Annotated in this window: 25 protein-coding genes; 9 read left to right on the top strand and 16 right to left on the bottom strand. The window is 67.5% G+C overall.

What is annotated here, in order from left to right; translation table 11 throughout:
* Positions 1 to 73 precede the first annotated feature (73 nt).
* The gene (locus ACFQPG_RS02920; RefSeq protein WP_380810139.1) at positions 74 to 937 is read right to left on the bottom strand and encodes a cold-shock protein; all 864 of its coding nucleotides are present in this window, start codon (positions 935 to 937) and stop codon (positions 74 to 76) included.
* 216 nt (positions 938 to 1153) lie between these two features.
* Here ACFQPG_RS02920 and ACFQPG_RS02915 point away from each other — a divergent pair, with 216 nt between their 5' ends.
* The 5 genes from ACFQPG_RS02915 to rpoN are packed head-to-tail and all read left to right on the top strand — an operon-like array spanning position 1154 to position 5293.
* Positions 1154 to 1774 (top strand): ribonuclease D, encoded by a 621-nt coding sequence (locus ACFQPG_RS02915; protein ID WP_380810137.1) that lies wholly within the window; start codon positions 1154 to 1156, stop codon positions 1772 to 1774.
* An 18-nt stretch (positions 1775 to 1792) separates the two neighbouring features.
* Positions 1793 to 2518: an LPS export ABC transporter periplasmic protein LptC gene (gene lptC / locus ACFQPG_RS02910; RefSeq protein WP_380810135.1), complete on the top strand. Its 726-nt coding sequence runs from the start codon at positions 1793 to 1795 to the stop codon at positions 2516 to 2518.
* Positions 2519 to 2523: 5 nt separating this feature from the next.
* Positions 2524 to 3054 (top strand): LptA/OstA family protein, encoded by a 531-nt coding sequence (locus ACFQPG_RS02905; protein ID WP_380810133.1) that lies wholly within the window; start codon positions 2524 to 2526, stop codon positions 3052 to 3054.
* Positions 3051 to 3836 carry an LPS export ABC transporter ATP-binding protein gene (gene lptB / locus ACFQPG_RS02900; RefSeq protein WP_380810131.1) on the top strand — a complete coding sequence of 262 codons (786 nt, stop codon included), beginning with the start codon at positions 3051 to 3053 and terminating at the stop codon, positions 3834 to 3836. Before ACFQPG_RS02905 ends, lptB begins: the two co-directional genes overlap by 4 nt.
* A gap of 14 nt (positions 3837 to 3850) precedes the next feature.
* Positions 3851 to 5293: an RNA polymerase factor sigma-54 gene (gene rpoN, locus ACFQPG_RS02895; protein ID WP_380810129.1), complete on the top strand. Its 1443-nt coding sequence runs from the start codon at positions 3851 to 3853 to the stop codon at positions 5291 to 5293.
* Between the two features lie 30 nt (positions 5294 to 5323).
* Here rpoN and ACFQPG_RS02890 read toward each other — a convergent pair whose 3' ends face one another.
* A complete protein-coding gene (locus ACFQPG_RS02890) occupies positions 5324 to 6094 on the bottom strand; it encodes an endonuclease/exonuclease/phosphatase family protein (protein ID WP_380810127.1) in 771 nt (256 codons plus the stop codon).
* A gap of 225 nt (positions 6095 to 6319) precedes the next feature.
* Here ACFQPG_RS02890 and ACFQPG_RS02885 point away from each other — a divergent pair, with 225 nt between their 5' ends.
* The gene (locus ACFQPG_RS02885) at positions 6320 to 6793 is read left to right on the top strand and encodes an EF-hand domain-containing protein (RefSeq protein ID WP_380810125.1); all 474 of its coding nucleotides are present in this window, start codon (positions 6320 to 6322) and stop codon (positions 6791 to 6793) included.
* A gap of 71 nt (positions 6794 to 6864) precedes the next feature.
* Here the strand turns inward: ACFQPG_RS02885 and gyrB are convergent, their stop codons facing one another.
* From gyrB to ACFQPG_RS02840, 9 genes are all read right to left on the bottom strand, one after another.
* On the bottom strand, positions 6865 to 9378 hold the full coding sequence (gene gyrB, locus ACFQPG_RS02880; protein ID WP_380810123.1) for a DNA topoisomerase (ATP-hydrolyzing) subunit B: 2514 nt from the start codon (positions 9376 to 9378) through the stop codon (positions 6865 to 6867).
* A 131-nt stretch (positions 9379 to 9509) separates the two neighbouring features.
* Complete coding sequence (locus ACFQPG_RS02875) at positions 9510 to 11084, bottom strand: DEAD/DEAH box helicase (protein ID WP_380810122.1); 1575 nt, start codon at positions 11082 to 11084, stop codon at positions 9510 to 9512.
* A gap of 193 nt (positions 11085 to 11277) precedes the next feature.
* The gene (recF, locus tag ACFQPG_RS02870; protein WP_380810120.1) at positions 11278 to 12339 is read right to left on the bottom strand and encodes a DNA replication/repair protein RecF; all 1062 of its coding nucleotides are present in this window, start codon (positions 12337 to 12339) and stop codon (positions 11278 to 11280) included.
* A 37-nt stretch (positions 12340 to 12376) separates the two neighbouring features.
* On the bottom strand, positions 12377 to 13114 hold the full coding sequence (locus ACFQPG_RS02865; RefSeq protein WP_380810118.1) for a DUF2059 domain-containing protein: 738 nt from the start codon (positions 13112 to 13114) through the stop codon (positions 12377 to 12379).
* Positions 13114 to 14217 carry a DNA polymerase III subunit beta gene (dnaN, locus tag ACFQPG_RS02860; protein WP_380810116.1) on the bottom strand — a complete coding sequence of 368 codons (1104 nt, stop codon included), beginning with the start codon at positions 14215 to 14217 and terminating at the stop codon, positions 13114 to 13116. The genes ACFQPG_RS02865 and dnaN overlap by 1 nt, the downstream gene beginning before the upstream one ends.
* Before the next feature lie 107 nt (positions 14218 to 14324).
* A complete protein-coding gene (locus ACFQPG_RS02855) occupies positions 14325 to 14927 on the bottom strand; it encodes a fasciclin domain-containing protein (protein ID WP_380810114.1) in 603 nt (200 codons plus the stop codon).
* 68 nt (positions 14928 to 14995) lie between these two features.
* Positions 14996 to 16048, bottom strand: a complete 1053-nt coding sequence (locus ACFQPG_RS02850) for a hypothetical protein (RefSeq protein ID WP_380810112.1) — start codon at positions 16046 to 16048, stop codon at positions 14996 to 14998.
* Positions 16049 to 16145: 97 nt separating this feature from the next.
* Entirely contained in the window at positions 16146 to 17411 is a 1266-nt protein-coding gene (locus tag ACFQPG_RS02845; RefSeq protein WP_380810110.1) for a spinster family MFS transporter, read from the bottom strand.
* 86 nt (positions 17412 to 17497) lie between these two features.
* Positions 17498 to 20002 (bottom strand): TonB-dependent receptor, encoded by a 2505-nt coding sequence (locus ACFQPG_RS02840; RefSeq protein WP_380810108.1) that lies wholly within the window; start codon positions 20000 to 20002, stop codon positions 17498 to 17500.
* A gap of 123 nt (positions 20003 to 20125) precedes the next feature.
* Between ACFQPG_RS02840 and ACFQPG_RS02835 the strand changes: the two genes are divergently transcribed.
* Positions 20126 to 20812: a TetR/AcrR family transcriptional regulator gene (locus ACFQPG_RS02835; protein ID WP_380810107.1), complete on the top strand. Its 687-nt coding sequence runs from the start codon at positions 20126 to 20128 to the stop codon at positions 20810 to 20812.
* On the opposite strand, the gene ACFQPG_RS02830 is transcribed toward ACFQPG_RS02835, so the two are convergent.
* Genes ACFQPG_RS02830 through ACFQPG_RS02820 form a run of 3 tightly spaced genes read right to left on the bottom strand, consistent with a single transcriptional unit; the run spans position 20809 to position 23224 of the window.
* Positions 20809 to 21975 (bottom strand): class V aminotransferase, encoded by a 1167-nt coding sequence (locus ACFQPG_RS02830; protein WP_380810105.1) that lies wholly within the window; start codon positions 21973 to 21975, stop codon positions 20809 to 20811. The two genes, ACFQPG_RS02835 and ACFQPG_RS02830, sit on opposite strands and share 4 nt — an antisense overlap.
* Complete coding sequence (locus ACFQPG_RS02825) at positions 21972 to 22706, bottom strand: tryptophan 2,3-dioxygenase (protein ID WP_380810103.1); 735 nt, start codon at positions 22704 to 22706, stop codon at positions 21972 to 21974. Before ACFQPG_RS02825 ends, ACFQPG_RS02830 begins: the two co-directional genes overlap by 4 nt.
* Positions 22707 to 22756: 50 nt before the next feature.
* Entirely contained in the window at positions 22757 to 23224 is a 468-nt protein-coding gene (locus ACFQPG_RS02820) for an outer membrane protein assembly factor BamE (protein ID WP_380810101.1), read from the bottom strand.
* 130 nt (positions 23225 to 23354) lie between these two features.
* On the opposite strand from ACFQPG_RS02820, the gene ACFQPG_RS02815 reads away from it, so the two are divergent.
* The gene (locus tag ACFQPG_RS02815) at positions 23355 to 23867 is read left to right on the top strand and encodes a ubiquinol-cytochrome C chaperone family protein (protein WP_380810099.1); all 513 of its coding nucleotides are present in this window, start codon (positions 23355 to 23357) and stop codon (positions 23865 to 23867) included.
* Positions 23864 to 24385, top strand: a complete 522-nt coding sequence (locus ACFQPG_RS02810) for a YceD family protein (protein WP_380810097.1) — start codon at positions 23864 to 23866, stop codon at positions 24383 to 24385. Before ACFQPG_RS02815 ends, ACFQPG_RS02810 begins: the two co-directional genes overlap by 4 nt.
* A gap of 50 nt (positions 24386 to 24435) precedes the next feature.
* Here the strand turns inward: ACFQPG_RS02810 and ssb are convergent, their stop codons facing one another.
* Positions 24436 to 24948, bottom strand: a complete 513-nt coding sequence (ssb, locus tag ACFQPG_RS02805) for a single-stranded DNA-binding protein (RefSeq protein ID WP_380810095.1) — start codon at positions 24946 to 24948, stop codon at positions 24436 to 24438.
* Between the two features lie 27 nt (positions 24949 to 24975).
* Entirely contained in the window at positions 24976 to 26823 is a 1848-nt protein-coding gene (locus tag ACFQPG_RS02800) for a ferrous iron transporter B (protein ID WP_380810093.1), read from the bottom strand.
* Position 26824 lies beyond the last annotated feature (1 nt).

The following is a 26824-nucleotide window of genomic DNA, read 5'->3' as shown; positions in this document are numbered from 1 at the left end:
GCGGCTTCGGCAAGAAAAAAGCCCGCCCGGATCTCTCCGGACGGGCCTTTTGCCCCTCGCGTATTCGCGAAGTTTACTGGATCGGTGCCAGGTTCACCGCTGCGGTCTTGCCGCGGCGGTCGACTTCCAACTCGAACTCCAGGCGGTCGCCTTCGTTGAGCGACGGCATGCCCGCGCGCTCCACGGCCGAGATGTGCACGAACGCATCCGGCTGTCCGTCATCGCGCTGAATGAAGCCGAAGCCCTTCATCGCGTTGAAGAACTTGACGGTGCCGGAAGCCTTTTCGCCGGTCAACTGACGCTGCGGGCCGCGCTCGCCGCCGCCGAAGCCGCCGCCTTCACGATCGCCGCCGCCGCCGCCGCGTTCCACCGCCATCGGCTCGCCCTCGATCTTGAGGTTGGTCGCCGAGATGCGGCCACCGCGATCCACCAGGGTGAACTCCAGCGGCTGGCCATCGGCCAGGTCGGTCAGGCCGGCCTGCTCCACGGCCGAGATGTGCACGAACGCATCTTCGCCGCCGTCATCGCGGACGACGAAGCCAAAACCCTTTTGCGGGTTGAAGAACTTGACGACACCTTTGCCTTCGCCAACGACTTGGGGAGGCATTCCGCCACCCGCACCGCCGCCGCGAAAACCGCCGCCACCGCCGCCGCCGCCGCGGAAACCACCGCCGCCGCCGCCGCCGAAGCGATCGCCGCCACCGCCGAAGCCGCCGCCGCCGCCGCGATAGCCGCCGCCGCCGCCACCGCCGCCGCCGCCGTATCGGTCACCGCCGCCGCCGAAGCCGCCGCGATCGCCGAAACCGCCGCCGCCGCCAAAGCCGCCCCGGTCACTCCCGCCGCCGCCGTAGAAGTCGCCGCCGCCGCCGCCGCCGAAATCACCCTTGTCGCGACCACGACCGCCGCGATCTCCCTTACGCCCTCTATCGTAACCCATGCCCGTCAAACTTCCCTGGCCCAAAATCATCGTTAACCAACGCGCTGGGCTCCACGGCGCAACCGGTCATGGCGCGAAAAAGGACGCACCGAGAGCCTGTCCTACAGGAAAAAAGTGACTCGCTCCAGCCGATTCCATGGCGCCGTTGGCAAGCAGTGGTTAAGCGGGGGAGTCACAAGGGCCACCTCGTCTCGGCCCCGACTGCCAAGGAGCGAAATGGCGATCTATTTCCATGAAGAGGACTTGCCCGCAGACGATCTGTTCGGGCCCGGCCCGATCGCGATCGACACCGAGGCGATGGGACTCCACCCGGGCCGCGACCGGTTGTGCCTGGTGCAGCTGTCCGACGGCGGCGGCGATGAGCATCTGGTCCGATTCGGCCCCGGCAGCGATTACCTCGCGCCGCGCCTGAAGGCCCTCCTCGCCGACCCATCGCGGCTGAAGATCTACCATTTCGCGCGCTTCGACATTGCCATCATGCAGCATTACCTCGGCGTCATGGCGGCACCGCTCTATTGCACCCGCACCGCATCGCGCCTGGTGCGGACCTACACCGACCGGCACGGGCTTAAGGAGCTGGTCAAGGAGATGCTTGGGCAGGACCTGTCCAAGCAGCAGCAGACCAGCGACTGGGGTGCGCCGGAGATCACCGATCCGCAGCGCGAATATGCGGCCAGCGACGTCCGCTACCTCCATGCGCTCAAGGCCAAGCTCGACGAACGGCTGCAGCGCGAAGGCCGGGCCGAGCTTGCTGAAGCCTGCTTCGGCTTTCTTCCTGCCCGCGCCCGTCTGGACCTCGCCGGATGGGACGAGCAGGATATTTTCGCGCATAGTTGATCGCGGACGGGCAGGCACATGTCGGACGCGGCGATCAGGGACCGGGAGGTCAAGCGGCACTGGGCGGAACCCGGCAGCCGCCACGACCTGCTGGTCAAGGCCGCCAAGGTCGGCCTGCCGAGCGCGGTCGGCGTGCTGGTGGCGTTCCTGGCGCTGGCCCCGCTCGCCAAGGACAGCGAGGTCAGCTTCATCCTCGACAAGAATCAGGTCGACACCGCGCCCGAGCGGATGCGGGTCGAGTCGGCGCGCTACGTCGGGCGCGACGACAAGGGCCAGCCGTGGGTGATCAGCGCCCGCCGCGCGATCCAGCAATCGTCCGACCGTCCGATCGTCGACATCAACGGAATGTTCGCGCGGCTCGACATGCAGCGCGGGCCAGCGGCGATCCAGGCCCCGTTCGGGCGCTACAATCTGGATACGCAGAAGGTCGCGATCCCGGGCATGGTGCGGGTCAGCGGGCCGGAGGGGCAACAGCTTGCCACCCGCGACGTGCTCGTCGACCTCAACACCCGCACCATCACCAGCGGCGGGGCAGTGTCGGGCGAGATGCCGGTAGGCCAGTTCAACGCCGGGGAATTGCGCGCCGACCTCGGCCAGAAAAAGGTTGCGCTGAGCAACGGCGTCAGCGGGCAGGTCGAGCTCGGACAGTTCATTGCCGGCCGCATGCGCGCCGACCTGGAAAGCCGCACGGTCATCCTCAATGGCGGCGCACGGTTGAAAATCACGCAAGGGGCGGTCAGATGACTGTCATGGGGCGCACCTTCATCCTGTCCGCGGCAGCGGCGATCACGCTCGGCCTTGCCGGGCTCGCCCACGCCCAGGGCGTGTCCGCGCTCAAGGGCCACAATTCCAACGCTCCGGTGGATGTGAGCGCCGACCGGATCGAAGTCCAGGACCGCGTCGACCGCGCGGTGTTCGTCGGCAACGTCAAGGTCCGCCAGGCCGAACTGGCGCTGGATACCGAGCGACTGACGGTGGCTTATTCGAGCGGGGGCGGAATCCAGATCGAGCGGCTGGATGCATCGGGCGGGGTTGTCATCCGCAGCCCGTCGGAGACCGCGCGCGGCAATTTCGCGGTCTACGACCTCGACCGCAAGCTGATCACCATGATCGGCAACGTCCAGCTGATCCGCGGCGGCAGCCAGGTGAACGGCCAGCGGCTGGTGATCGACCTGGACAGCGGCCGGGCGGTCATCGACGGCGGCGCTCCCGGAGTCGGCCAGAGCGGCGGACGCGTGACCGGCCGGTTCCAGGTACCGCAGCGGAACAGCGGCCGGTGAACGATGCCGCGACCTTCGCCCGGCCGCTTGCGCCGGTGGTCGAGGCTGAACCCGTTGCCGTTCGCGGCCTGGAAGTGCGCAGCATCGCCAAGGCCTACGACAAGCGCGCGGTGCTGCATGACGTCTCGCTAAGCGTGTCGCGGGGCGAGGTCGTCGGGCTGCTTGGGCCCAACGGCGCGGGCAAGACGACCTGCTTCTACTCGGTCATGGGATTGGTGAAACCCGACGCGGGCCGGATCCTCCTCGACCAGCGCGACATCACGGACCTGCCGATGTACCGGCGCGCGATCCTCGGTCTGGGCTACCTGCCGCAGGAAACCAGCATTTTCCGCGGCCTGACGGTCGAGCAGAACATCATCGCGGTGCTGGAAGTCGCCGAACCGGACAAGCAGGCGCGGCGCGAACGGCTGGAGCAGTTGCTGGGAGAATTCGGGCTGACCGCGCTGCGCTCGTCGGCGGCGATGGCGCTGTCCGGCGGCGAGCGGCGGCGGTGCGAGATCGCGCGTGCACTGGCCGCCGAACCGTCGATCATGCTGCTGGACGAGCCGTTCGCCGGCATCGATCCCATTTCCATCTCCGACATCCGCGACCTGGTGAAAGACCTCAAGCGCCGCGACATCGGCGTGCTGATCACCGATCATAATGTGCGGGAAACATTGGATATCGTCGATCGGGCCTGCATCATCTATGATGGCCAGGTGTTGTTCCAGGGAACTCCCGAAGCCTTGGTCGCCGACCAGGATGTCCGCCGACTGTATCTCGGCGAAAGCTTCGCGCTCTAGGGCGAGGCGGCAGCGTGGGACTGGGTCCGGGCCTTTACCTCCGCCAGTCGCAATCGCTGGTGATGACCCCGCAGCTGACCCAGGCGATCAAGCTGCTGGCCCTCAGCAATGTCGAGATCGAGGCGTTCATCGCCGAGGAAGTGGCCAAGAACCCGCTGCTGGAGGCCGGCACGGGCGAGAGCGGCGAGACTGTGGTGGTCACGCCGGACCGGGAGACCGGCGAGGATGCACCGGAGCCGCGAGGGTCGGACGAGCTTGCCAGCCACGGCGAGGAGGCGCTCGACAGCGACTGGCAGGAGTCAGCGCTGGAGACCGACAGCAGCTATGAAGTTGGCGGTGCGAGCGAGGACGGGTTCGACTTCGACCGGCTGGCGGTGGCCGAATCCGGTTTGTGCGAGCATCTCATGGACCAGCTGCGCGGTGCCGGCGGGGCGGAAGGTCGGGCGGCGGAGGCGATCGTCCATGAGCTGGAGGAGACCGGTTATCTCACGACCCCGCTGACGGACGTGGCCTCGGCGCTGGAAATCGGCCTCAAGGAGGCGCAGGCGGGTCTGGCGCTGGTGCAGTCGCTCGATCCGCCCGGGGTGGGCGCGCGCAACCTGGCCGAATGCCTTGCCCTGCAGGCGCGGGCAGCCGACCGCTACGATCCGGCAATGGCGCGGCTGATCGACAATCTCGAACTGCTGGGCCGTGGGCAGACGGCGGCGCTGAAGCGGATTTGCGGGGTCGACGACGAAGACCTTGCCGACATGATCCGCGAGCTTCGCGCCTATGACCCGAAGCCCGGCTGCCGCTTTGCCCCGGAGCCGCAGACCGCGCCCGAGCCGGACCTGTTCGTCAGGCGCACCCGCGACGGCTGGGTGGTGGAGCTGAACAGCGCCAACCTGCCGCGGGTGCTGGTCAACCGCCGCTACCATGCCGAACTCAAGGCCGCTCCGCAGTCGAAGGAAGGCCGCGCGTGGCTGGGCGAGTGCCTGCAAAGCGCGTCCTGGCTGGTGCGCGCCCTCGACCAGCGGGCGCGAACGATCACGCGGGTGGCGACGGAGATCGTCAAGCAGCAGGAGGGCTTCTTCCGCGACGGCGTGCGGGCACTGAAGCCGCTGACCTTGGCCAAGGTCGCCGAAGCGATCGAAATGCATGAGTCCACCGTCAGCCGGGTGACCAGCAACAAATATCTGCTGTGCGACCGCGGGCTGTTCGAGCTGAAATATTTCTTTTCGTCGGGCGTCGCCTCGCAAGGGGGCGAAGGGGCGTCGGCCGAAGCGGTCAAGGCCGCGATCGGCAAGCTGATCGGGGCGGAAACCGAGATCCTCAGCGACGATACGCTGGTGGATCTGCTGAAAGCGCAAGGCTTCGACCTAGCCCGCCGGACGGTTGCGAAATATCGCGAGGCGATGGGGATTGGCTCGTCTATCCAGCGGCGCCGGCAGCGGGCCATTTCGGGCAAGGCGGGTTAGCCGCTCCGCTCACGGTGAAAGACTAAGGCCTTACAAGCTCACCCGCGCCCATACCGGCAGATGGTCGCTGGCCATCCGCGCCGCTTCGCTATGGTGCACCCCCGCGGCTTCGATCTTGAGCGACTTGTCGACGATGATCCGGTCGAGCGGCGCGACCGGCCGGCGCGAGTGGAAGCTGGCACCCGTCGGAGCAATCCGGAACTGGCCGTCCAGGTCCGTGAGGCAGCCGGCGGCGGTGCGCCATTCGTTGGTATCGCCCATCAGCACCGTCGGCATCTCCTGACGGCGCCCGGCGATCGCATCGATGATCGCCCGCATCTGCCGCCGCCGCCACAGACCGGACAGGTCAAGATGGAGGCCGATGACCCTCAGCGGGCGATCGTCGATCAGAAGCTCGGCCAGCACCGCGCCGCGCGGCTCCAGCGTCGGCAGCTCCAGCGCGGCAACATCGAGGACCCCGACATGCGGCTTCACCAGGATGGCGTTGCCGTGCCAGCCGATGTTGCGCGTATCGACCTTGAGCAATTCGTCGACGCGGGCGCCGACCCTGGGCATGCGGTCGAGAAGGCGGCGGTTCTTCACGCCCACCGGCACCGGCTTGTAGCGGCCATGGGTGTTGATCAGTTCGTGGGGGACCGCGGAGGCCCGCCCACCGGTCCGCCGATCGGCTTCCTGAAGCGCCACCACGTCGGCATCGACCTCACACAAGACGTCGAGCACGCGCTGCGGATTGCGCCGCCGGTCCGTGCCGACCGCCTTGCGCATGTTGTAGGAGGCGATGGTGATCGGGCGGGAGGTCACGGCTGGCTAACCCGAGGTGGTCGCAGGGGTTCCCGAGTGGAGAAGCAACGGCAGGGCATCGGCCCCGCTGTGGCGGAGGAGACCCCGCACTGGCAAGCTGTGGCCATACCGGTCGGTCGTGCCGAAAGGGCGGCGAAGGCGACAACCTTGCGCGTCGCCCTGCGTTTAGTCGCCGGGGCCAGTCTGCATCAGCCGAAAAAGAGTAACCGGACAAGGAGACTGCTCATGAACAAGGCTATCCTGGCGGCGCTGATGGTCGTTGCCGCACCGGCCTTTGCGCAAACCACCCCGCCCGCCGGTCCGCCCGACACGGCCGTTCCGCCGCCGCCCGCCGATCCTGGGACGCCGCCGGACACGTCCACGACGATGCCGCCAGCCGATCAGCCAGGCGCCAACCCTCCAGCCACCACTTCGCCTGCAGCCACGACTCCGCCGGCGAAGACCGGCACGACTGAGGCGGCGACGGACAAGGCCGACGCTGCGGCGGCGACTGTATCGGCCGACTGGGCCAAGTATGACGCCAACACCGACGACAAGCTCAGCCGCGCGGAGCTCGATCTCTGGCTGACCGACCTGCAGACGGCGGCCAGCAAGGAGAAGCCAACCAAGGCGTACCTGCGCTCCGCCTTCACCAAGGCCGACGCCAACAAGAACGGCTCGATATCGAAGGAAGAGCTGACCGCGTTTCTCCGCGGCTGATCGACCGGCAGGGGCGGCACGGGCTGCCGCCCCTCACGGGTTAGGCGAAGACCAGAACCACGCGTCCGTCCTCAGACATCCAAGTTCGCCACGCTCAAGGCATTTTCCTGGATGAACTCGCGGCGGGGTTCGACGACTTCTCCCATCAGGCGGGAGAAGATTTCGTCGGCGATGTCGGCCTGGCCGGTTTCCACCCGCAGGAGCGAGCGGTTGGACGGGTCGAGGGTGGTTTCCCACAATTGGTCGGCGTTCATCTCGCCCAGCCCCTTGTAGCGCTGGATGCTGAGGCCCTTGCGGCCGGCGGCGAGCACCGCGTCGAGCAGTTCGCTGGGGCGGGTGATCGCCGTCGGCTTGCCCTTTGTGTCGGCTTCCGCCTGTTCGACCGCTTCCTCACCTTCGCCAGGTCCGACCGTCGGATCCTGGGGTGCGGTCGCCGGCGTGCCCTTCCTCATCGCGCGCAGCGTGGAGGGTTGGGCGTAGACCTCGGCCTGTTCGGCGGCGAGCGTGTGGAGCTTGCGCGCCTCCGCCGAGGCGATGAAGGTCGGCTCGACGATGGTCACGTCGGTCACCCCGCGCCACAGCCGGCGGAGCAGATAGCCGCCCTCGGCCGCAATCTCGCCCGACCAGACCGCTTCCGGGTCGCCAAGGCCCTGCCACGCGGCGACCTTTTCGATCGCCGCCCGACGGCCATCCACGGGCAGGTTCGGGTCGAGGGCGCCGCTCAGCGCCAGTGCCTCGATCAGCGTCGGATCATATTTCTTGGGCGCATAGCGCATCAGTGTCCGGACGCGCCGCGCATGGTCGACCAGCGCGCGCAGGTCCTTGCCCTGGCGGAGGTCGCCGGCGGTTTCCAGCTGGAGCCCGTCCAGCCCGGCGTCGACCAGATATTCGTCCAGGGCGGCATCGTCCTTCAGGTAGACTTCCGACCGGCCGCGGGCGACCTTGTAGAGCGGCGGCTGGGCGATGAAGAGGTGGCCACGCTCGATCAGCTCCGGCATCTGCCGGTAGAAGAAGGTCAGCAGCAAAGTGCGGATGTGGGCGCCGTCCACGTCGGCGTCGGTCATGATGACGATCTTGTGATAGCGCAGCTTGTCGCTGTTGAACTCCTCGCGGCCGATGCCAGTGCCGAGCGCCTGGATGATGGTGCCAATCTCGCGGCTCGACAGCATCCGGTCGAAGCGGGCGCGCTCGACGTTGAGGATCTTGCCGCGCAGCGGAAGGATCGCCTGGAACTTGCGGTCGCGGCCCTGCTTGGCGGAGCCGCCGGCCGAGTCTCCCTCGACCAGGAACAGTTCGGACAGCGCGGGGTCGCGCTCCTGGCAGTCGGCGAGCTTGCCGGGCAGCGAGGCGATGTCCATCACGCCCTTGCGCCGGGTCAGCTCGCGCGCCCGCTTCGCAGCTTCGCGGGCGGCGGCGGCGTCGATGATCTTCTGGATGATGGCGCGGGCGTTGGCGGGATTCTCCTCCAGCCACTCGGTCATCTTGTCGCTCATCAAGGCTTCGAGCGGCTGGCGCACCTCGGAAGAGACGAGCTTGTCCTTGGTCTGGCTGCTGAACTTGGGATCGGGCAGCTTGACCGAGACGATCGCCGTCAGACCCTCGCGCATGTCGTCGCCGGTGAGGCTGACCTTTTCCTTCTTCAGCATGCCCGATTTCTCGGCATAGCCATTGACTGTGCGGGTCAGGGCCGCGCGGAAGGCGGCCATGTGGGTGCCGCCATCGCGTTGCGGGATGTTGTTGGTGAACGGCAGGACGTTCTCGTAATAACTGTCGTTCCACTCCAGCGCGACGTCGATGCCGATGCCGTCGCGCACCGCCGAGATGGCGATCGGTTCGGGGAACAGCGGAGTCTTGGCGCGGTCGAGGTATTTGACGAAAGCGGCGATCCCGCCCTCGTAGAACAGCTCGATCTCCTTGCGCTCCTCGTGGCGCGCATCGGCCAGCACCAGCCGCACGCCCGAGTTGAGGAACGCCAGCTCGCGATAGCGGTGCTCGAGCTTTTCGAAGTCGAACTCGACAATCTTGAACGTGTCGGGTGAGGGCAGGAAGGTGACCCGGGTGCCCTTCTTGCCTTCGGGTGCCGGGCCGGTCTGCTTGAGCGGCGCTTCGGCGTCGCCGTGGCGGAAGCGCATCCAATGCTCCTCCCCGTCGCGCCAGATGGTCAGCTCCAGCCATTCGCTGAGCGCGTTGACCACCGAGACGCCGACGCCGTGCAGGCCGCCGGAGACCTTGTAGGCATTGTCGTCGGACGTGTTCTCGAACTTACCCCCGGCGTGCAGCTGGGTCATGATGACCTCCGCCGCGCTGACGCCTTCCTCGGCATGGATGCCGGTTGGAATGCCGCGGCCGTTATCCTCGACCGTGACCGAGCCGTCGGGATTGAGCTGGATCAGGATGCGGTCGCAATGCCCGGCGAGCGCTTCGTCGATCGCATTGTCGGAAACCTCGAACACCATGTGGTGGAGCCCGGAGCCATCGTCGGTATCGCCGATGTACATGCCGGGCCGCTTGCGTACCGCATCGAGCCCTTTCAGGACCTTGATGCTGTCAGCGCCATATGCGTTCTGGTTGGGATCTTCTGCCATGCGGAGGGTATAGCGAGACCGCCACCGAAGTCACGCGCGACGCGCGCGGCACGCATGACGCGCGCGGCACGCATGACGCGTGCGCGCGTACGCGAGAGGCCCGCCGCGAGTGCGACGAGCCCCTCGATCAACTATGCGGAGAAGCGATTGCCCGGAGCGCGGCCACCGCCGCCACGGTTGCCGCCCGGGCGACCCTGGCCCTGCGGGCGACCCTGCCCCTGTGGGCGGGCGGCACCGGCGCCGGCCGGACGCTGAGCGCCGTTCTGAGGGCGGGAGCCCGGTTGTGCGGGACGGCCGTGGCTGGTCGCAGGCCGGGCGTGGGCATGATCGGCCCGCTGCGGCGCACGCTCGCCGGTGCGGAGCGAGGGATGCGCCGGACGGCGGCGGCCGTCGCCGCGGGGACGCTCCTCCACCTGCGGCATGTCTGCACGCGGATCGCGGACTGGCGGCAGGCCCATGCGCTGCGGATCGCGGGCGTGGCCGCGCGCGCCTGATTCATTGCGGCGATTGCGCTGATTGGGCTGCGGAGCGCGGCGCGGCTCAACCTTGAGCTTCTTCATCGCGGCAGCGGCGGCGATGAAGCCTTCGGGCAGCGGCTGGACGTTCAGCTTCTGCCGGGTCAGCTTCTCGATGTCGCGCAGATACGCCTTTTCGTCATCGGCACAGTAAGCAATCGCGATGCCGTCGGCGCCGGCACGCGCGGTGCGGCCGATGCGGTGGACATATTGCTCCGACACGTTGGGCAGGTCGAAGTTGATGACATGGCTGACGCCCGGGATGTCGATCCCGCGCGCCGCGATGTCGGTCGCCACCAGCACCGGGACTTCGCCCGAGCGGAACGCGGCCAGCGCTTTTTCGCGCTGCGGCTGGCTCTTGTTGCCGTGGATGGCGTTGGCCTTGATCCCGCCCGCCTCAAGGAAGCGGACGACCTTGTCGGCGCCGTGCTTGGTCCGGCTGAACACCAGTGCGCGGTCGATCTTCGTGTTCTGGAAGAACATGGTCAGCAGCGCCGTCTTCTCACCGCCGTTGACGAAGGTGACGTGCTGCTCGACCCGCTCGGCGGTGCTCGACACCGGAGCCACCGACACTTCGGCCGGGTCCGTCAGATACTGGTCGGCCAGCGTCTTGATCGCCTTGGGCATGGTGGCCGAGAAGAACAGTGTCTGGCGCTGCTTGGGAACGATGCTGACGATGCGCTTCAGCGCATGGATGAAGCCGAGGTCGAGCATCTGGTCGGCCTCGTCGAGAACCAGGATCTCCAGCTCGCGCAGGTTGACGGCGCGCTGGTCGACCAGGTCGAGCAGGCGGCCGGGGGTGGCGACAAGCACGTCGAGGCCGCGGGCGACGGCGCGCACGCTCTTCATCGGCGCGGTGCCGCCGAAGATCACGTCGACACTGGTGCGCAGGCCCTTGCCGTAGGCCTGGGCGCTGGCGGCGATCTGCGAGGCCAGCTCGCGCGTCGGGGCGAGCACCAGCATGCGAACCTGCTGCGGCTTGGGAATGCGGTTTGCCGCAGCCAGCCGCTGCAGCGAGGGCAGCATGAAGGCGGCGGTCTTGCCGGTGCCGGTCTGCGCGATTCCCAGAAGGTCGCGCCCGGTCAGGACGGTCGGGATTGCCTGCGCCTGGATCGGCGTGGGCGTGGTGTAGTTTTTCGACGCAAGCGCATCGAGCAGGGGCTTGGACAGCCCGAGAGTTTCAAAAGACATGGTGTTCCAGACAAAACGCGTCCGGACACGACGGATCGCGCCCGGAAGACGGGTGAAAGTGCCCCCGCGTGATGTGGAGAACTTCAAGGGATAACCGAGACACGGGCCGGTCGTTCAGGACCGATCACGCCGCTTGAATATGCGTCTCGCTGCGGTGCGATATAGGGCCATCGGCGGAAATGTCCACCTCGGCTCAGGCAGGGTGCGCGGAACCTGACTCGACGTGGAAGCGGCTCGCCTGGGCGATCCCGTCGAACAGCGCCGCTTCCGTAGCCGTCATCCACACCTGCCCGCGGCCTTCCAGGCGCGCGAACAGGGCGGCACGGCGGGCGGGGTCGAGGTGGGCGGCGACCTCGTCGAGGAGAAGGATCGGCGCGGCGCCGCGGCGCTCGGCAACCAGCTCGGCATGGGCGAGTACGAGGCCGAGCAGCAGCGCCTTCTGCTCGCCGGTGGAGCTGCGCGCGGCCGGTTGCCCCTTCGCCCGGTGAGTGACGGCGAGGTCCTGGCGATGAGGCCCTTCGGTAGCGCGACCAGCCGCCGCATCGCGGCCGCGGCTGGCACGAAGGGCCGCCGCGAGATCGCCTGCGGCCCAGCCTTCAAGGGCAATGCCAGCACGCGCGAAGCTGTCCTCGGGCGCTCCGGCAAGCCGCTGCTCCAACGCTTCCACCGTCCGGGCCCGGGCTCCGGCGACCGCGGCGCCGTGCTCTGCCATCCCGGCTTCCAGCGCCGCCAGCCAGGCCGGATCCGCAGAGTCCGGCTCGGCCAGCAACTTGTTGCGGGCGCGCATGGCCGCCTCGTAGCGCGAGGCGTGGTGCGCATGGCCCGGCTCCAGCGCCAGCACCAGCCGATCGAGGAACCGCCGCCGGTCGCCCGCCGAGCCGCTGAACAGCCGGTCCATCGCCGGGGTGAGCCACAGAATGCTCAGCCATTCGCCAAGCGCGTTGACGGACGCGGGCGCGCCGTTGATCCGCACCTGCCGCCGCTCTGGCGCAGTGGCGAGCGTTCCGGTCCCAATACTGCCGGCGCCGTTCAGGATAGCGTTGAGGCTGAACCCGCCGGGCCCATCGCTGCGCGCCATCTCGCCAAGCGGTGCCCCGCGAAGCCCTCGTCCCGGAGCCAGCAGCGACACGGCTTCCAGCACATTGGTCTTGCCCGCGCCATTTTCGCCGAACAGGCAGACGAAGCCGGTGCCGGGAGCGAGTGTCATCTCGGAATAATTGCGGAAGTCCGTAAGGGTCAGGCGGGCAAGGATCATGGCTGCAAAACACCCGAGCGGACGGCCCGGCAGCGGGTCAACCGACCGATGCGGATCGACCTTCCTTGGCGAGGAATTCCTTCACAGCCTTTTTGACCGTCGCTTTCATCGCGGAGTCCAGCTCGGGATCCGGCTCGTTCGCGACCTCTGCGACCAGCTTGTGGAAGGCCGGAATCGCGCGTTGCAGCTTGGGATAAACCGGCTTCCGGGCGAAGGTGAGCAAAGCGGCTTTGTCGCTGTCGTTGAAGACCGGAAAGATGCGCTGCACCGTCGAGCGGGTGATCGCAGACACGTCGCTGGTCGCCAGCTTGGCCTCCGGATCGTCATTGAGCTTGTTCGCCAAGATCGAAAGATTGACCCCGGAATACATGCCCTCGATCATCTTCACGCCGGTCGGCGATGAGTAAAAGGCGATCAGTGTGTCCAGCTCGTCGGAGGTGAACCGGCCGGCATAAAAGCCGGCGAAGCGGCGCAGCATCCTGGGCGACGACTTGCTCACATGGGCGGAGATCACCGGCCGGGCGGCGCTGAGGATCGCCTCGGCAAGGCCCGGATGCTGGTCGAACACCTTCGCCTCGGCGGTGTCGGCAAGGAGCGCCGTATGGAAGCCGGTGTCGAGCGCGTGGACGACCAGCGCGGCCATCTTGTCTTCAGGATTGAGCAGCCGGGACAAGGCAACCGCCTTGGCCGACACTTCGACCTGGGCGGATTGCGCGGGCTTGGCCGGGGCCCCGTCCGGCGCAGCGGCCAGCAGGAACAACGCGGCGAGCAGCATCAGACCCGCATGGGCATGAGGACGTAAAGCGCGCTCGACTTGTCGTTTTCCCGAAGAAGGGTCGGGGCGGCGGCGTCGGCGAGGTGGACCTCGACGCTGTCCCCTTCGATCTGGCCGAGGATGTCTAGCAGGTAGCGGGCGTTGAAGCCGATCTCGAGCCCGTCGGCGCCATAGTCGGCGGCGAGTTCCTCGGTCGCAGTGCCGCTCTCGGGGCTGGTCACTGACAGGGTCACGCGGTCGCGATCCAGCGCCATCTTGACCGCGCGGGTCTTCTCGCTGGCAATGGTTGCGACGCGGTCGACCCCGGCGGAGAAGCTCTTCGGGTCGAGCTTGAGCAGCTTGTCGTTGGCGGCCGGGATGACCCGGTTGTAGTCGGGGAAGGTGCCGTCGATCAGCTTGCTGGTCAGCACCGCATGGCCGAGCACGAAGCGGACCTTGGTCGGCGACAGCGACACTTCGACCGTTCCCTCGACCTCGTCGAGCAGCTTGCGCAACTCGGCGACACATTTCTTGGGAATGATGACGTCGGGCATGCCGTCGGCGCCATCGGGCTTGTCGACGGTAACGCGCGCCAGTCGGTGGCCATCGGTGGCCGCGGCCTTCAGTTGCTCGTCTGCGACATGAAGGAAGATGCCCATCAGATAGTAGCGGGTTTCTTCCGACGAGATGGCGAAGCGGGTCTTGTCGACGATCTGGCGGAGCGTTGCCGCCGGAAGCTCGAAGCGGGTCGGCAGGTCGCCTTCGGCGATCACCGGGAAATCGTCGCGCGGCAGGGTCGACAGGTTGAACCGGGCACGACCGGCATTGACCTGCATCTTGCCGTCCGCGGCGGCGAGCTCGACCTGGCTGCCTTCGGGCAACTTGCGGACGATATCGAAAAAGGTGTGCGCGGAGACGGTGGTCGCCCCGGGCTGTGCGACGTTGGCGGGAACGCTTTCATCGACCTGCAGGTCGAGGTCGGTCGCCATCAGCCGGATCGAGCCGTCCTCACGCGCCTCGATCAGCACGTTGGACAGGATCGGAATGGTGTTGCGCCGCTCCACCACCGACTGCACGTGGCTCAGGCTCTTGAGGAGGGTTGCCCGTTCAATCGTCGCCTTCATCGCCGCTTGTACCCTTTTGCCCCTGCGCCCGCCGAGGACCGGCCGGGCCGAACGCCGTTATAGCGAGGAGGAGGGAGTGTGCCAGAGGCAACAGGGCGGAAAGCGCGTCAGCCTGACGGAGGCGCGGTTTCGCTACCGCCGGCGGCCGGCATCAGCACCGTGTCGACGCGGTGGATGACCCCGTTGCTGCGCTGCTCGTCGGGCGTGGTGACGACCGCCTTGCCGCCGCGTCCGTCGGTCAGAACAAGTCTGTCACCCTCCCGAGCCGCAGTGATCGTGCCGCCGCTCATCGTCGCCAGCATCGCCTTGCCTTGGCCCGCGTCGACCGCACGGGAAATGTCGGCGGCTAGCATGGTGCCGGGCAGGATATGGTACGTCAGCATGCCGGTCAGCTGCGTCTTGGATTCCGGCTTCATCAGCCCGTCCAGTGCGCCGGCGGGAAGCTTGGCGAACGCCTGGTCGGTGGGGACCAGCACGGTGTACGGCCCGGGGCCTTCCAGCGTCTTGCCAAGGCCGGCGGCCTGGAGCGCGCGGGCGAACTGGCCGTTGCGTTCCCCGTTGATCGCGTCGGCCAGCGTGCCCGCTTGCTGTGGGGCGGCAGCGTTGGCCTGCGCGGCGGCGGCATTGCCGCCATCGCCTTGCTGTCCGCACGCGCCAAGCAGCAGCACGAGCGCCAGCGCCGCGGCGCCCGGAACATGTGTGGTCTTCATCTTGCCTCCCTGCGGGCGGGCCGCCGTCCGGCAGCCCGCCACCTCCTGTTGCGACGAGTTCGTGAGGATCAAACCAGCGCCTCGATCACCGCCTGGATGATCCGGGTCTTGGGATCGACCTGGTAGATGTAGCCGTCATTGTAGCGATACCAGCTGTCGTTGGTGTCGGCATAACGGTCCCGATAGGAGAGCGGCACGTTGTACACGTCGTAGCCGGCGGGAAGCGGGTTGCCGACGCCAAGATCGCCGGCAAGCAAGGCAACAATGCCGTCGATCAAGCCGTTCGAGCGGTTGACCTGGTAGATGGCGCCGTCGCCGTAGCGATACAGCCAGTCGTTGTTGTCGGCATAATAGTCGTTGTACTGCGCCGGCACGTTGTAGAAGTTGTAATCGGTCGGATAGGGCTGGCCGACCGGATAATAACCCTCGTTGTCGTACAGCGGCAGCAGCGCGTCGACCAGATTGTCGTCGCGGTCCACCCGGTACAGGTAGCCGCCGCTGCTGCGATAGTAATAGTCGTCAGTGTCGGGGTACCAGCTGCGGTACATGCTCGGCAGCAAGGCCGAGGACAGCGCCGCGGGCAGGGCGGCGCCGACCAGCTTCTTCGCCTGGCCGGGCGGCAGGCAGCCGTTGCCCTTGGCGGCAAGGCCCGGCGGGCAGCCATTGGTAAGCCCGCGGCCATTCGCCGCATGGCGGAACTGGTCGCCGTCGCGGTCGCGAACGATGCGCACGTCCTCGCGCCGGTCCTGACGAACCGAGCGGATGCGATCGTCGTCCCAATCGCGGGCCTTTGCGACCCGCTGGTCGGAGCGTGCCTTGGCAGGCTTGACCCGGTCCCCGCCGCGGTCATCGGCCCGGTCGGGACCGCGAGCAACCCGCACTTCGCGATCCTTGCTGCGTTGCGGTCCGCGATCGGCGCGGGCCTGACGGCGCTCTGCCTTGGCCGGCTGCCCGCCACCGCGCTCCATCTGCTTGCCGCCACCGCCGCCGCGCTCGGCCTTCATCGCCTTGCCTCCGCCATGGCCACCGCCATGACCGCCGCCCTTGTCGCCCTTCTGCGCGAGCCCGGGCGCGGCGATGGCCAGCGCGGCCGCACCTGCGGCGAGTAGGAATCTGTTCATGGATCTCTCCTTTTCGAACCGCTCCCAACGATCCGGCACCGGGGCCGTTCCGGTGCGGCCCCGCGAAGGCGAGTGCAAGACCCTCTCGTGGACGAGCTCAGGCTTGCTCGTCTTCCACCCAATCGTGGCGCAAGCGGCGCACCGCGAGCAGCATCAGCAAGGCGGCGAGAAGGTAGAACCCGACCACGCTGACGGCCGCATAGCGCAGCGCTTCGTCGCCGAAACGGCCTTTGAAGGCGGTCGACAGGGCACCGATCAGCGTCGGCCCGACTCCGAGGCCGATGAGATTGTTGATCAGGAGGAAGCTGGCCGAAGCGGTCGAGCGCATCGGTTGCGGCACCAAGTGCTGCACGGCTGTAGTAACCGGCCCAAGCCACAGGATGTTGAGCGCGTTGGGGATCAGCAGCAGCGGCCATGCGATCCAAGGATCCGTGGCAAGCAGGCCGAACACGAACATCGGCGCGGTGATCAGCCAGGCGATCGCCGGGAGACGGGCGTACCAGCGCCGGTCCGCCTGCCCCAGCCGGTCCGCCAGCCAGCCGCCGGCAAACACCCCGGCGGTGCCGCCGATGAGGAAAATGGAGGCAAGGAACTGGCCACGCTCGATCAGGCTGAAGCCGAAGCTGCGCTCCAGCACGGTGGGCGTCCAGAGCGCCAGCCCGTAGCCGGCCAGCGAACTGAACGAAGCGGCGAAGGCCATCAGCCAGAAAGTGGGCTTGCGCGCGACGATCGAGAAGGCGCGGGACAAGGGCACGGCTTCCGCTCCGGCGGACGCCCGCGGCCGGTCGCGAACGAACAGCAACATCACAGGGGCAAGCACCAGTCCCGCGACCCCCATGACGAGGAAGGCGGCGCGCCAGTCGACCCACGCGGCGAGGTAGGCCCCGATCAAGGTTCCGCCCGCGAGGCCGAGGGGGATACCGAGCGAGAAGATGGCCAGCGCCCGGGCGCGGCGTTCGGGAGGAAAGTAGTCGGCGATGAGGGCGTAGGCCGGCGCTACCCCGCCGGCCTCCCCGACGCCGACCCCAAGCCGGTAGAGGAACAGTTGGCCGAAGCTGGTCGCGGTCCCGCACAGCGCGGTGAACCCGCTCCACACCGCCAGCGACCCTACGATCACCCGGCTCCGGCTGGTGCGATCGGCCAGCAGGGAGAGCGGCACGCCGAACACTGAGTAGAGCAGGGCGAAGGCGAGGCCGCCGATCGCGCCGAACTCGGCATCGGTCAGCTTCAGATCGGCAATGATCGGTCCGGCAAGGATGCCGAGGATCTGCCGATCCAGGAAGTTGAAGATGTAGGCGACGAGCAGAAAGGCGAGGATGACGTTCGGGTTGCGCGCGGTAGCGGACGCGGGATTGTTCTGCATTCACTCGTCCTCAGCTTGGCGGCCCTGCCCCGTGGCTAGCGGCAATGGCCGAGCGGCGCCAGACCAGCCGGCGCCGCTCCCGCGACCTAGAACTCGACGCCGAAGGAGACGAACAGCTGGCGCGGATTGCCGTAAAAGGCGGTGACCACCCCTTCGCGGCCGAGCGACGGTGCGATCCCGGGCTGGGCGAACACCGGCGAAACCGGACTGGCCGAGCGGATCGGCTGGCCGGTCACCGGGTTGGCCGTCAGGAACTGATAGCCGGAGGTGATGTAGCGCTTGTCCGTCAGGTTCTTGCCGTGCAGCCCGACCCGGAAACGCTCGGCGAAGCTGTAGACGAGGTTGGCGTCGAACAGGGTGTAGCCGGGCTGGTCCAGAAAGGGGCTGGGCGTTTCGAACTGGAAGGTCTTGCTGCGGTAGGAGGCGGTGGCGTTGGCCGACAGCATTCCGCTGCCCAGGGGAGCGGACATGTCGATCGTCCCCGAGGTGGTCCACTTCGGCGTATTCTGGATGCGGCGGAAGTCGGCCACGTCGATCGGCTGCGCCCGCGAGGCTGGGGCCGGATTGCCGTTGGCGTCGAACGCGGCGACGTTGGTGACGAACTCCTTGTACTTGGCGTCCAGGTAGCCGAGCGTGCCGGACAGGTTGAGGCGCGAGTTCGTCCCGGCGAAATCGCGCGCCAGCAGGGCATTGGCCTCGACCTCGATCCCCTTGAACTTGGCCTTGCCGGCGTTGGTGGTCACGCCGACAAAGGTCGGGATGCCGTTGACCACCGCGCCGACCGAGCCGGGGACCTGGACGTCCTTGTAGTCGGCGAGGAAGCCGGCGATCGCGAAGCGCAGGCGGCGGTCGAACAGCGCCGCCTTGTAGCCGAGTTCGTAGCTGGTGACCTTTTCCGGCTCGAACAGGAAATAGTCGAAGATCTCGTCCGCCTCGCGGATGCCGTTGGCGTTGAGGTCGGGAGCTGCGGTGGACAGGCCGCGCGGGTCGAAGCCGCCGCCTTTGAAGCCCTTCGACCAGCTGGCGTAAAGGGTGTTGTCGTCGTTCGGCTGGAACGTCACCGAGGCGCGGGGCGTGAACTCCTTGAAGGTCTCGTCGCCCTCGAAGTCGGAGGTCAGCGGGCCGACCTGGCGCCCGCTCGGGTTGGTGACCGCGTTGAAGACACCGTTGACCGGGGTTCCGCCGAGTTCGGGCAGCGGTCCGCCGCGCAGGTTGCGGCGAATGACCCGCGCCTCGCGCCGGTCGCTGGTGTAGCGGCCGCCGACCGACACCGAGAATTGCGGCGTGATCTCGTAGCTGAAGTCGCCGAACAGCGCCCAGGTCTCTGTCTCGACATTGCCGAAGGTGGAGGCGGTGAACCGCGGCTGGGCGATCAGGGCTCCGGTCGTGCTCAGGATCACGTCGAACGTGTTCTCCGCGCTCGCATCGAGAAAGTAGCCGCCAACCAGGCCGTTGAAGCGCCCGAGATTCAACAGCAGCTGAAGCTCCTGGCTGAACTGCTCGTTCTTGTAGATCGCCGGAACGTCGACGTCCTCCGCGGGCAGCGCGTCGAAGTCGATCGGGGTCGCGCTCTTGTCCTTGCGGTAGCCGGTGATGGAGCGAACGGTCACGCCGTCGGCCAGGCCCACGTCGATATGAGCCGCGATTCCGCCGGCCGTGATCTTCTGTTCGGGCTCGAGAAGGCCGCCGCGGCTGTCGAATTCATCGTCCAGCACCGGCGCGCCGCTAAGCTGCCCGGCGATCAGCCGGTGGCCGCCGCGCGGATTGCTGTCGTCGCGGGTGTAGTCGCCTGACAGGCGGAACAGCAGGTTGTCGGTCGGCTCCCACTCCGCGCTCGCCCGGCCGGCCCAGATATCGCGATTGTAGTTTTCCTTGCCGGTGGTGAGGTTCTTGCCGAACCCGTCGCGGCTGAGACGTGCCACCGCCGCGCCAACGCGCAGGGTGTCCGTCACGGGCGTTGAGGCGCTGAGGATCCCGTCCAGCTGGCCATAGGTGCCGATATTGGCATTGGCGCGCAGGTGGAAATCGCGCGACAGCCGGCGGGTCACATATTTGATCGCGCCGCCAATGGTGTTGCGGCCGTAAAGCGTGCCCTGGGGTCCGCGCAGCACCTCGACCCGTTCCACGTCGTAGATGTCGAGCACCGCCGCCTGCGGACGGTTGAGGTAGACGTCGTCCAGGTAGATGCCGACACCCTGTTCGAATCCGGCAACTGGATCCTGCTGGCCGACGCCGCGGATGAAGGCGGTCAGCGTGGTGTTGGTCCCGCGGGACGGCTCCAGCGTGACGTTGGGAGTCGTGTCGCCGATGTCGGTGATGTCGAGCGAACCCTGCCGTTCAAGCTGCTCGCCGGAATAAGCGGTGACCGCGATCGGAACGTCCTGCAAGGTTTCCTCGCGGCGCCGGGCGGTGACCACGATGTCCGTATCACTGGCAGCGGCTGGTTCGGCCGCGGTCTGGGCGTCCGCAGAGCCCGGCTCCTGCGTCGTGGCCCGAGCAGTGGCGTCCTGAGCCACGGCCGGCATCGCCGCCAGGGCCGCAGCCGCCACCGAGCCGAACAAGGATGTGCGAATAATGGACTGGAAACGCATGCGACTACTCCCCCTCCCGGCCGCAGCCTGATTTCCGGCCCGCCGCGTATGTGACTGCGTAATGAAAGTTGAACCGCCTTTCAACTCGTTGTAAAGAGGAAGAGGGGACAGCGGGGAAAATTAGTGTCAGCCAGGAAGAAGCCAGAGCCGACGGCCGGGCGGAAAAACGCTTCGGCCGGGGCCGGCACAGCCGACGCGGCAAGCTCAGCGAGCGACGGCAAGGCTCCCCGTACCGCCCGCGGCGAGCGGACCCTCCGCAAGATCCTGGACGCCGCCCTGGTGGAGTTCGGCGAGCGCGGTTTTTCAGAAACCTCGATCGTCGGGATCACCCAAAGGGCCCGGGTCGCGCTGGGCACCTTCTACACCTACTTCGACAGCAAGGAGGAGGTGTTCCGGGCGCTGGTCAGCGACATGTCGGCCCAGGTCCGCGACCATGTCGCGCCGGCGCTGGAGGGAGCGGAGGGAACCCTGGACGGCGAACGGCGCGCGCTGGCGGCATTCCTGCACTTCGTTGCCGGGCACAAGCAGGTCTACAGGATCATCGACGAGGCGGAGTTCGTCGATCCCGACGGCTACCGCCGTCACTATGAGCAGACCGCCGAACGGATCACCCAGCGCTTGAGTGCGGGCGCGGAGAAGGGTGAGCTGCGCAAGCCGGACAATGAGCTGGCGCGTGAGGTCGAGGCCTGGGCGGTGATGGGAGCGAACGTCTTCCTGGGGCTGCGCTTCGGCGTGCTGGGCACGGCTGACCCCGCAGCGGTGGCGCAAGCGGCCAACCGGCTGCTCCGCGACGGGCTGGCGAAGCGCTAGTTCCCAAGCTGGGCGGCAAGCCCGGCAAAGGCGTCCACGTCGTCCGCGTCATGGTAAAGGCCGAGGCCGACCCGCAGCACGTCGCCGCGAACATCGGTGACGCAGCCGTGTGTCATCAGTTCGGCCTGCCACCGCTGTGCCTGCGGCGAGCGGAAGGCGAGAAAGCGGGCGTGCGGACCACCGGTGAGCGGGTTCAGCAACTCGGCGCGTCCGAGCGGCGTGTCGGCAATCGCCTCCAGCAGCCGCCGATGAAGCGCCGCCACCTGCTCGCTGATCGTCGTGGTGGTGAGGCCGTGCGATTGCAGCATGCGTCGGACGGCGTTGAACCGGTAGAGGGCCGAGGCGTCGAAGGTCGCACCCATGAACCGCATCGCATCCTTGGCATAGCCGACCATTCCGGGCGCAAGGGTGAGGTCGGCGAATTCCGCGTACCAGCCGGTGATCGGCGGGCGCTGGCCGAAGCCGGGCGGGCAGTGCATCAGGCCCATGCCCTCCCCCGCCATGGCATATTTGTAACCGCCGGCCAGGAAGAACGCCTTTTCTCCGAGTGTCTTCGCAAACGGCCCGTCGATGGCCATGAAGCTGTGATAGCCGTCGATCACGACCCATGGTCCCGTGGGGTCGGCAAGTGCCGCCAGCGGCTCCAGCGCGGTGAAGACGCGTCCGCTGCCGAACAACAGCTGGCTTACGAGGATCAGGTCGTACCGGCCAGTGCTCGCGGCCTGGACGAAGCGCTGCTGAAAGTCGGCGAAGGGCTCGGTCGCGACGACGGCCAGCGCGATGTCGCCGCTTTCGGTCCAGCGGGCGAACTGCCGGCGAGCGCTGTGGAATTCGCCGTCGCTGGTGAGGATGCGCAAGGGCTGGCCCGCGCGGCGGGGGCAAGCGGCGGCGAGGCGGACGAGGAAGTCGTGGGTGTTGCCCGCAAAGACGATTGCGTCCGACCTGCCGGTGCCGAGCTCTTCAGCGACATGACGCTGCGCCTCGGGCCAGACCTCGCCCATGATCCGGTCCCACTTGGCGTCGGCCAGCCGCGCCGCGTCGGTCCAGCATTCGACCTGCCCGTCGAAGCTGGCATCAGGCCACAGGTGGTGGCTGTGGGCCGCCATGTGCAGCCGTCCGGGCGCCGCGCCCAGCGACCGCGAAAACAGCGGCTTGAAGCTCAAAGCGCGGTCCTGAGCGACCAGAGTTCGGGGAAGGCGCGCTTGGTCAGCGTCGATTCGAGATATTTCACCCCGGCCGAACCGCCGGTCCCGGTCTTGCTGCCGATGATCCGCTCAACCGTCAGCACATGCTTGTGCCGCCACCCGGCCAGCGCATCGTCCATGTCGACCAGCTTCTCGGCCAGTTGGTACAGCTCGAACCAGCGGTCGGCATCCTGGTACACGGTCAGCCAGTCCGGGGCTCCTGCGCGTTGCCGCGCGGCGTCGGCGACGTCCCACAGGCTCGGCTCGGCGAGGGCGCGCTTCAATCGCTCGTGACCCTCGCTGCCGCCCTCGTAATAGTCGAGGAAGCGGGGGTCGCGGATGCCGAGGCGGTATTCGAGTTCGCGGAACTGCGCCGACTGGAAGCCGGACGAGGTGCCCAGGACATCGCGGAACTTGCCGTAATCCACCGGCGTCAGAGTCGCGAGCACGTCCCACGACAGGGTCATCACCGACTGGATCCGGCTGACCCGCGACAACGCCTTGTAGGCGGGCGCGAAACTGTCGGCTTCGATCAGCGAGATCGCCAGCGCGACCTCGTGCAGCATCTGCTTGAGCCACAGCTCCTTGGTCTGGTGGATGACGATGAACAGCATCTCGTCATGCAGATCACTGAGCGGCTTCTGCGCCTGCAGAAGCTCGTCGAGATGCAGGTAATCGGCATAGGTCATGCCGGTGGGCGTGGCGGTCATGCCCGTGCGTCTAGAAGAATATCCGGGCCCCGGCGAGTGCCTGGGGCAGCTTACTGCCCCGGCTGCCGCTGCCCGCCGACGCCAGCATTGTTGATCACGCCGATGTTGCCGAAGAATTCGTCGAAGAAGCTCTTCTTGCGCCCGAGAGTCGGCGTTTCCTTGCCGTAGGGGTCGATCGACGCGACCAGTTCCTTGCCGGTGCGGTCCACCGCGGTGACGTTGCCGGCCTGGTCGAAGCGGATGCGCAGCACCGTCTGGTCCGTCACCCGCGGATTGCGGAAGGCGAGCGTGTTGGTCGAGCGCGAAACATAATACCACTCGTTCTCGTCAAACTGGCCGGTGAAGGTCGGACGCCCGAGCGTCTTGGTCACCGAATCCTTGTTGTCGACGCCCGGCTGGACGGCGGCGGCAAGCTCCTTGTCCATGATGTAGCCGCGGTTCTGCTTGAACCCGGCGCACCCGGTGAGGAGCGACCCTGCGAGGACCAGGGCGGTCAGCCCACGGAGACGAACAGACATTGCTTCAACCACTCCCTGCAGGCCGGCCGTCGAGCCTGCCCTTGCGTCACCCTGCCCGCCCCCAATATGCGGACAGCGACAGGGCAGCAAGGGCGCGCGATGCCGCGTGCCAACTGAACGGAGGATGACGATGCGATCGCTGATGCGGCTGTTCCGGTCGGAGCCGAGCATCGCTCGTCCGCTTTACGACGCGGTGGTCGCCCGCGCCCGCCAGCCGCGCTGGTTCCGCGAGGCCGGGGTTCCCGACACGGTGGAGGGCCGCTTCTGCGTTCTTACCACGCTGCTGGCGCTGGTCGACCTGCGGCTGGAAGGCGGAGAGGACGAAGCGCGGCGGTTGTCAGTTGGCCTGTCCGAATGCTTCATCGACGACATGACCGGCGAGCTGCGCCAGATGGGAGTCGGTGACCCGGTCGTCAGCAAGCGGGTCGGCGGTCTGGTCGGCGCGTTGGGCGGTCGTGTGGGAGCGTGGCGCCGGGTGATGAAAGGCGAGGAGAGCTGGGCGGAGGTCGTCGGCCGCAGCGTGTTCCGCGGATCCCTGCCATCCGAACAGGCGGGCGAGACCGTCGAACGCTGGCTGCGCGATTTCTGGGCAGCGCTGCAGTCGCAGCCCGACGAGGCGCTGGCGAGCGGGGTCCTGCCGTGAGCGCGTTCAGCGACCGGCTGTCGCTGGACCGCGTCCGCGATGGGGAGCGATTGGACCTGTCCGCCGACGACGCGGAGCGGGCAGCCATCGCCGCCCGGCTTGGCCTGCCCAGTCTCGAGCGGCTGGAAGCGCATGTCGCACTGGCCCGGGAGGACGGGCAACGGGTGCGCGCCTGCGGGCGGATCAAGGGCGTGCTGGAGCAAAGCTGCGTCGCCACCGGGGAGCCGGTGCCGGCACACGTCGACGAGCCGTTCGAAATCCTGTTCATGCCCGAGCCGAAGACCGAACCCGACGAGGAGATCGAACTCTCCGAAGAGGATTGCGACGTGGTGTTCCATGACGGCGCGTCGATCGACCTGGGCAGCGCGCTGGCGGACACGCTGGCGCTCAGCCTCGATCCTTATCCCCGCTCGCCCCAGGCGGAGGAAGCACTGCGTGACGCAGGAGTGCTGAGCGAGGACCAGGCCGGGCCTTTTGCCGCGTTGGCCAAGCTCAAGGGGCTTGGCGGCGAGCCCTGACCACGATCCGTTGAACGCCCGAGATCCCGCCCCGCGGGACCAGCCAGTCATCAGAACGGGACGTCGTCGTCCAGGTCGCTGTCGAACGCTGCGGGCTGCGGGCGCGACTGCTGGCGCGAGCCGCCGCCGTAGCCGCCTGAGCCGAAGCCCCCGTCGTCCGACTGGCCGCCCCGGCCGCCGCCATAGCCGCCACCACCGCCGCCGCCTTCACCGCGGCCGTCGAGCAGCACCATCGAGCTGTTGAAGTTCCGCAGCACCACGTCGGTAGAATAACGGTCGTTGCCGGACTGATCCTGCCACTTGCGGGTTTCAAGCTGGCCTTCGAGATAGACCTTCGACCCCTTGCGCAGATACTGCTCCGCAACCCGGGCGAGGCCTTCGGAGAAGATCGAGACATTGTGCCACTCGGTCTTTTCCTTGCGCTCCCCGGAGGTGCGGTCCTTCCAGTTCTCGGAGGTCGCAACGCTGAAGCTGACGACCTTGCCGCCATTGCCGAAGGTGCGCGATTCGGGGTCCTTACCCAGGTTCCCGACCAGGATCACCTTGTTCACGCTGCCAGCCATCGCTCAATCTCCTTGCTTGGAGAGCAGCTATAAGCCGAGCGCGGTTGTCGTCCAGTAGGTCAGTCCAGCGAAGACATACGCCAGTGCAAAAAGGTAGCCGACCATGAACAGCGGCCACTTCCACCCATTGGTCTCGCGGCGGGTCACCGCGATCGTCGACACGCACTGCGGGGCGAACACGAACCAGGCCAGGAAGGCGAGCGCAGTCGGAAGCGGCCAGTTGCCGCCGAGCCGCTCCTCCAGGCTCTGAGTCATCTGCGCTTCGTCCGACTGGTCGATCGCGTAAACAGTGGCGATCGCGCTCACCGCCACCTCGCGCGCCGCCATCGCCGGGAGCAGGGCCAGCGCGATGTCGTGATTGAAACCGATCGGCCGAACGACCACCTCGATCCCGCTGGCGATCTTGCCCGCGACCGACACTTCACTCTGCTTCTCGCCGGGCCCGGCCTGCGGGAAGCTGGCCAGCGCCCACAGCACTACCGTGGTCACCAGGATGATCCCCCCAGCACGCTTCAGGAAGATCAGCGCCCGCTGCCACAGGCCGATCAGCACATCCTTGATCGCCGGCAGCTGATACTTGGGAAGCTCCATCATGAAGAAGCTGGACCCGCCGCGGACCACCGTCCGGCGGAGCAGCAAGGCGACGGCGAGCGCGCCGACGATCCCCGCAAGATAGAGGCCGAACATGACCAGCCCCTGCAGGCCGATGCCGCCGCCCACCGTACGGTCAGGGATGAAGGCGGCGATGATCAAGGTATAGACCGGCAGGCGCGCTGAGCAGGTCATCAGCGGAGCGACCAGGATGGTGGTCAGCCGGTCCTTTTCATTGTCGATGGTCCGGGTCGCCATGATTCCCGGCACCGCGCACGCAAAGCTGGACAGGAGCGGGATGAAGGCGCGGCCGGACAGTCCCGCGCGGCTCATCAGCCGGTCCATCAGGAACGCTGCCCGGACCATGTAGCCGGTGCCTTCCAGCAGCAGGATGAACAGGAACAGGATCAGGATCTGCGGCAGGAACACGACCACCGCCCCGACCCCGCCGATCACTCCATCGACCAGCAGCGAGCGCAACGCGCCGTCCGGAAGTGCGCCGGCGACCGCGGTGCCGAGCACTCCCATCCCGCTCTCGATCCAGCCGATCGGCGCTTCGGACCAGGCGAACACGGCCTGGAACATGGTGAACATGACGGCGACGAGGATCAGCAGTCCGGCGATCGGGTGCAGCAGCACACGGTCCAGCCGGTGGGTCCAGCGGCGCACCGGAGTTTCGCTGACGATCGCCGCCTCGGCGACCCGGCGGGCCTGGCGCTGCAATGTGAGGAGGTCGGCCGGAGCGTCCCGGGCCGGCGCGGAAGTGCGTCCCAGCAGCTGCCCCGCCAGAGCGGTGCGCAGCTCCTCGACCCCCTTGCGGCGGACGGCGACCGTTTCGATCACCGGCACGCCCAGTTCGGCGCTGAGCCGCTCGGCGGAAAGCTCGAGGCCGTCCCGCCGGGCCATGTCGATCATGTTGAGCGCGATAACCGCCGGAATGCCGAGGTCCAGCACCTGCAGCGCAAACCGCAGGTGGTTGTCGAGGTTGGAGGCGTCGACGACTACGATCAGACCGTCGGGCCGCCGCTCGCCGGCAAAACGGCCGAGCAGCACGTCACGGGTGACTTCCTCGTCTCGGCTGGACGGGTCCAGACCATATGCGCCAGGCAGGTCCACCAGCTCGACCGGGCGTCCGTCGGGCAACGCGGTGCGGCCGCTTTTGCGTTCCACGGTGACGCCGGGATAGTTTCCGACCTTCTGGCGAGCGCCGGTCAGTGCGTTGAACAGCGCACTCTTGCCGGCATTAGGGTTGCCGACGACCGCGACCAGGGGTGCCGGATTCATG

The sequence above is a fragment of the Sphingomonas sp. GCM10030256 genome, from assembly GCF_042666415.1.
Taxonomy (GTDB): domain Bacteria; phylum Pseudomonadota; class Alphaproteobacteria; order Sphingomonadales; family Sphingomonadaceae; genus Sphingomicrobium.
The sequence above is the reverse complement of the archived record's forward strand: the minus strand, read 5'-3'. Positions and strand labels throughout refer to the sequence as shown.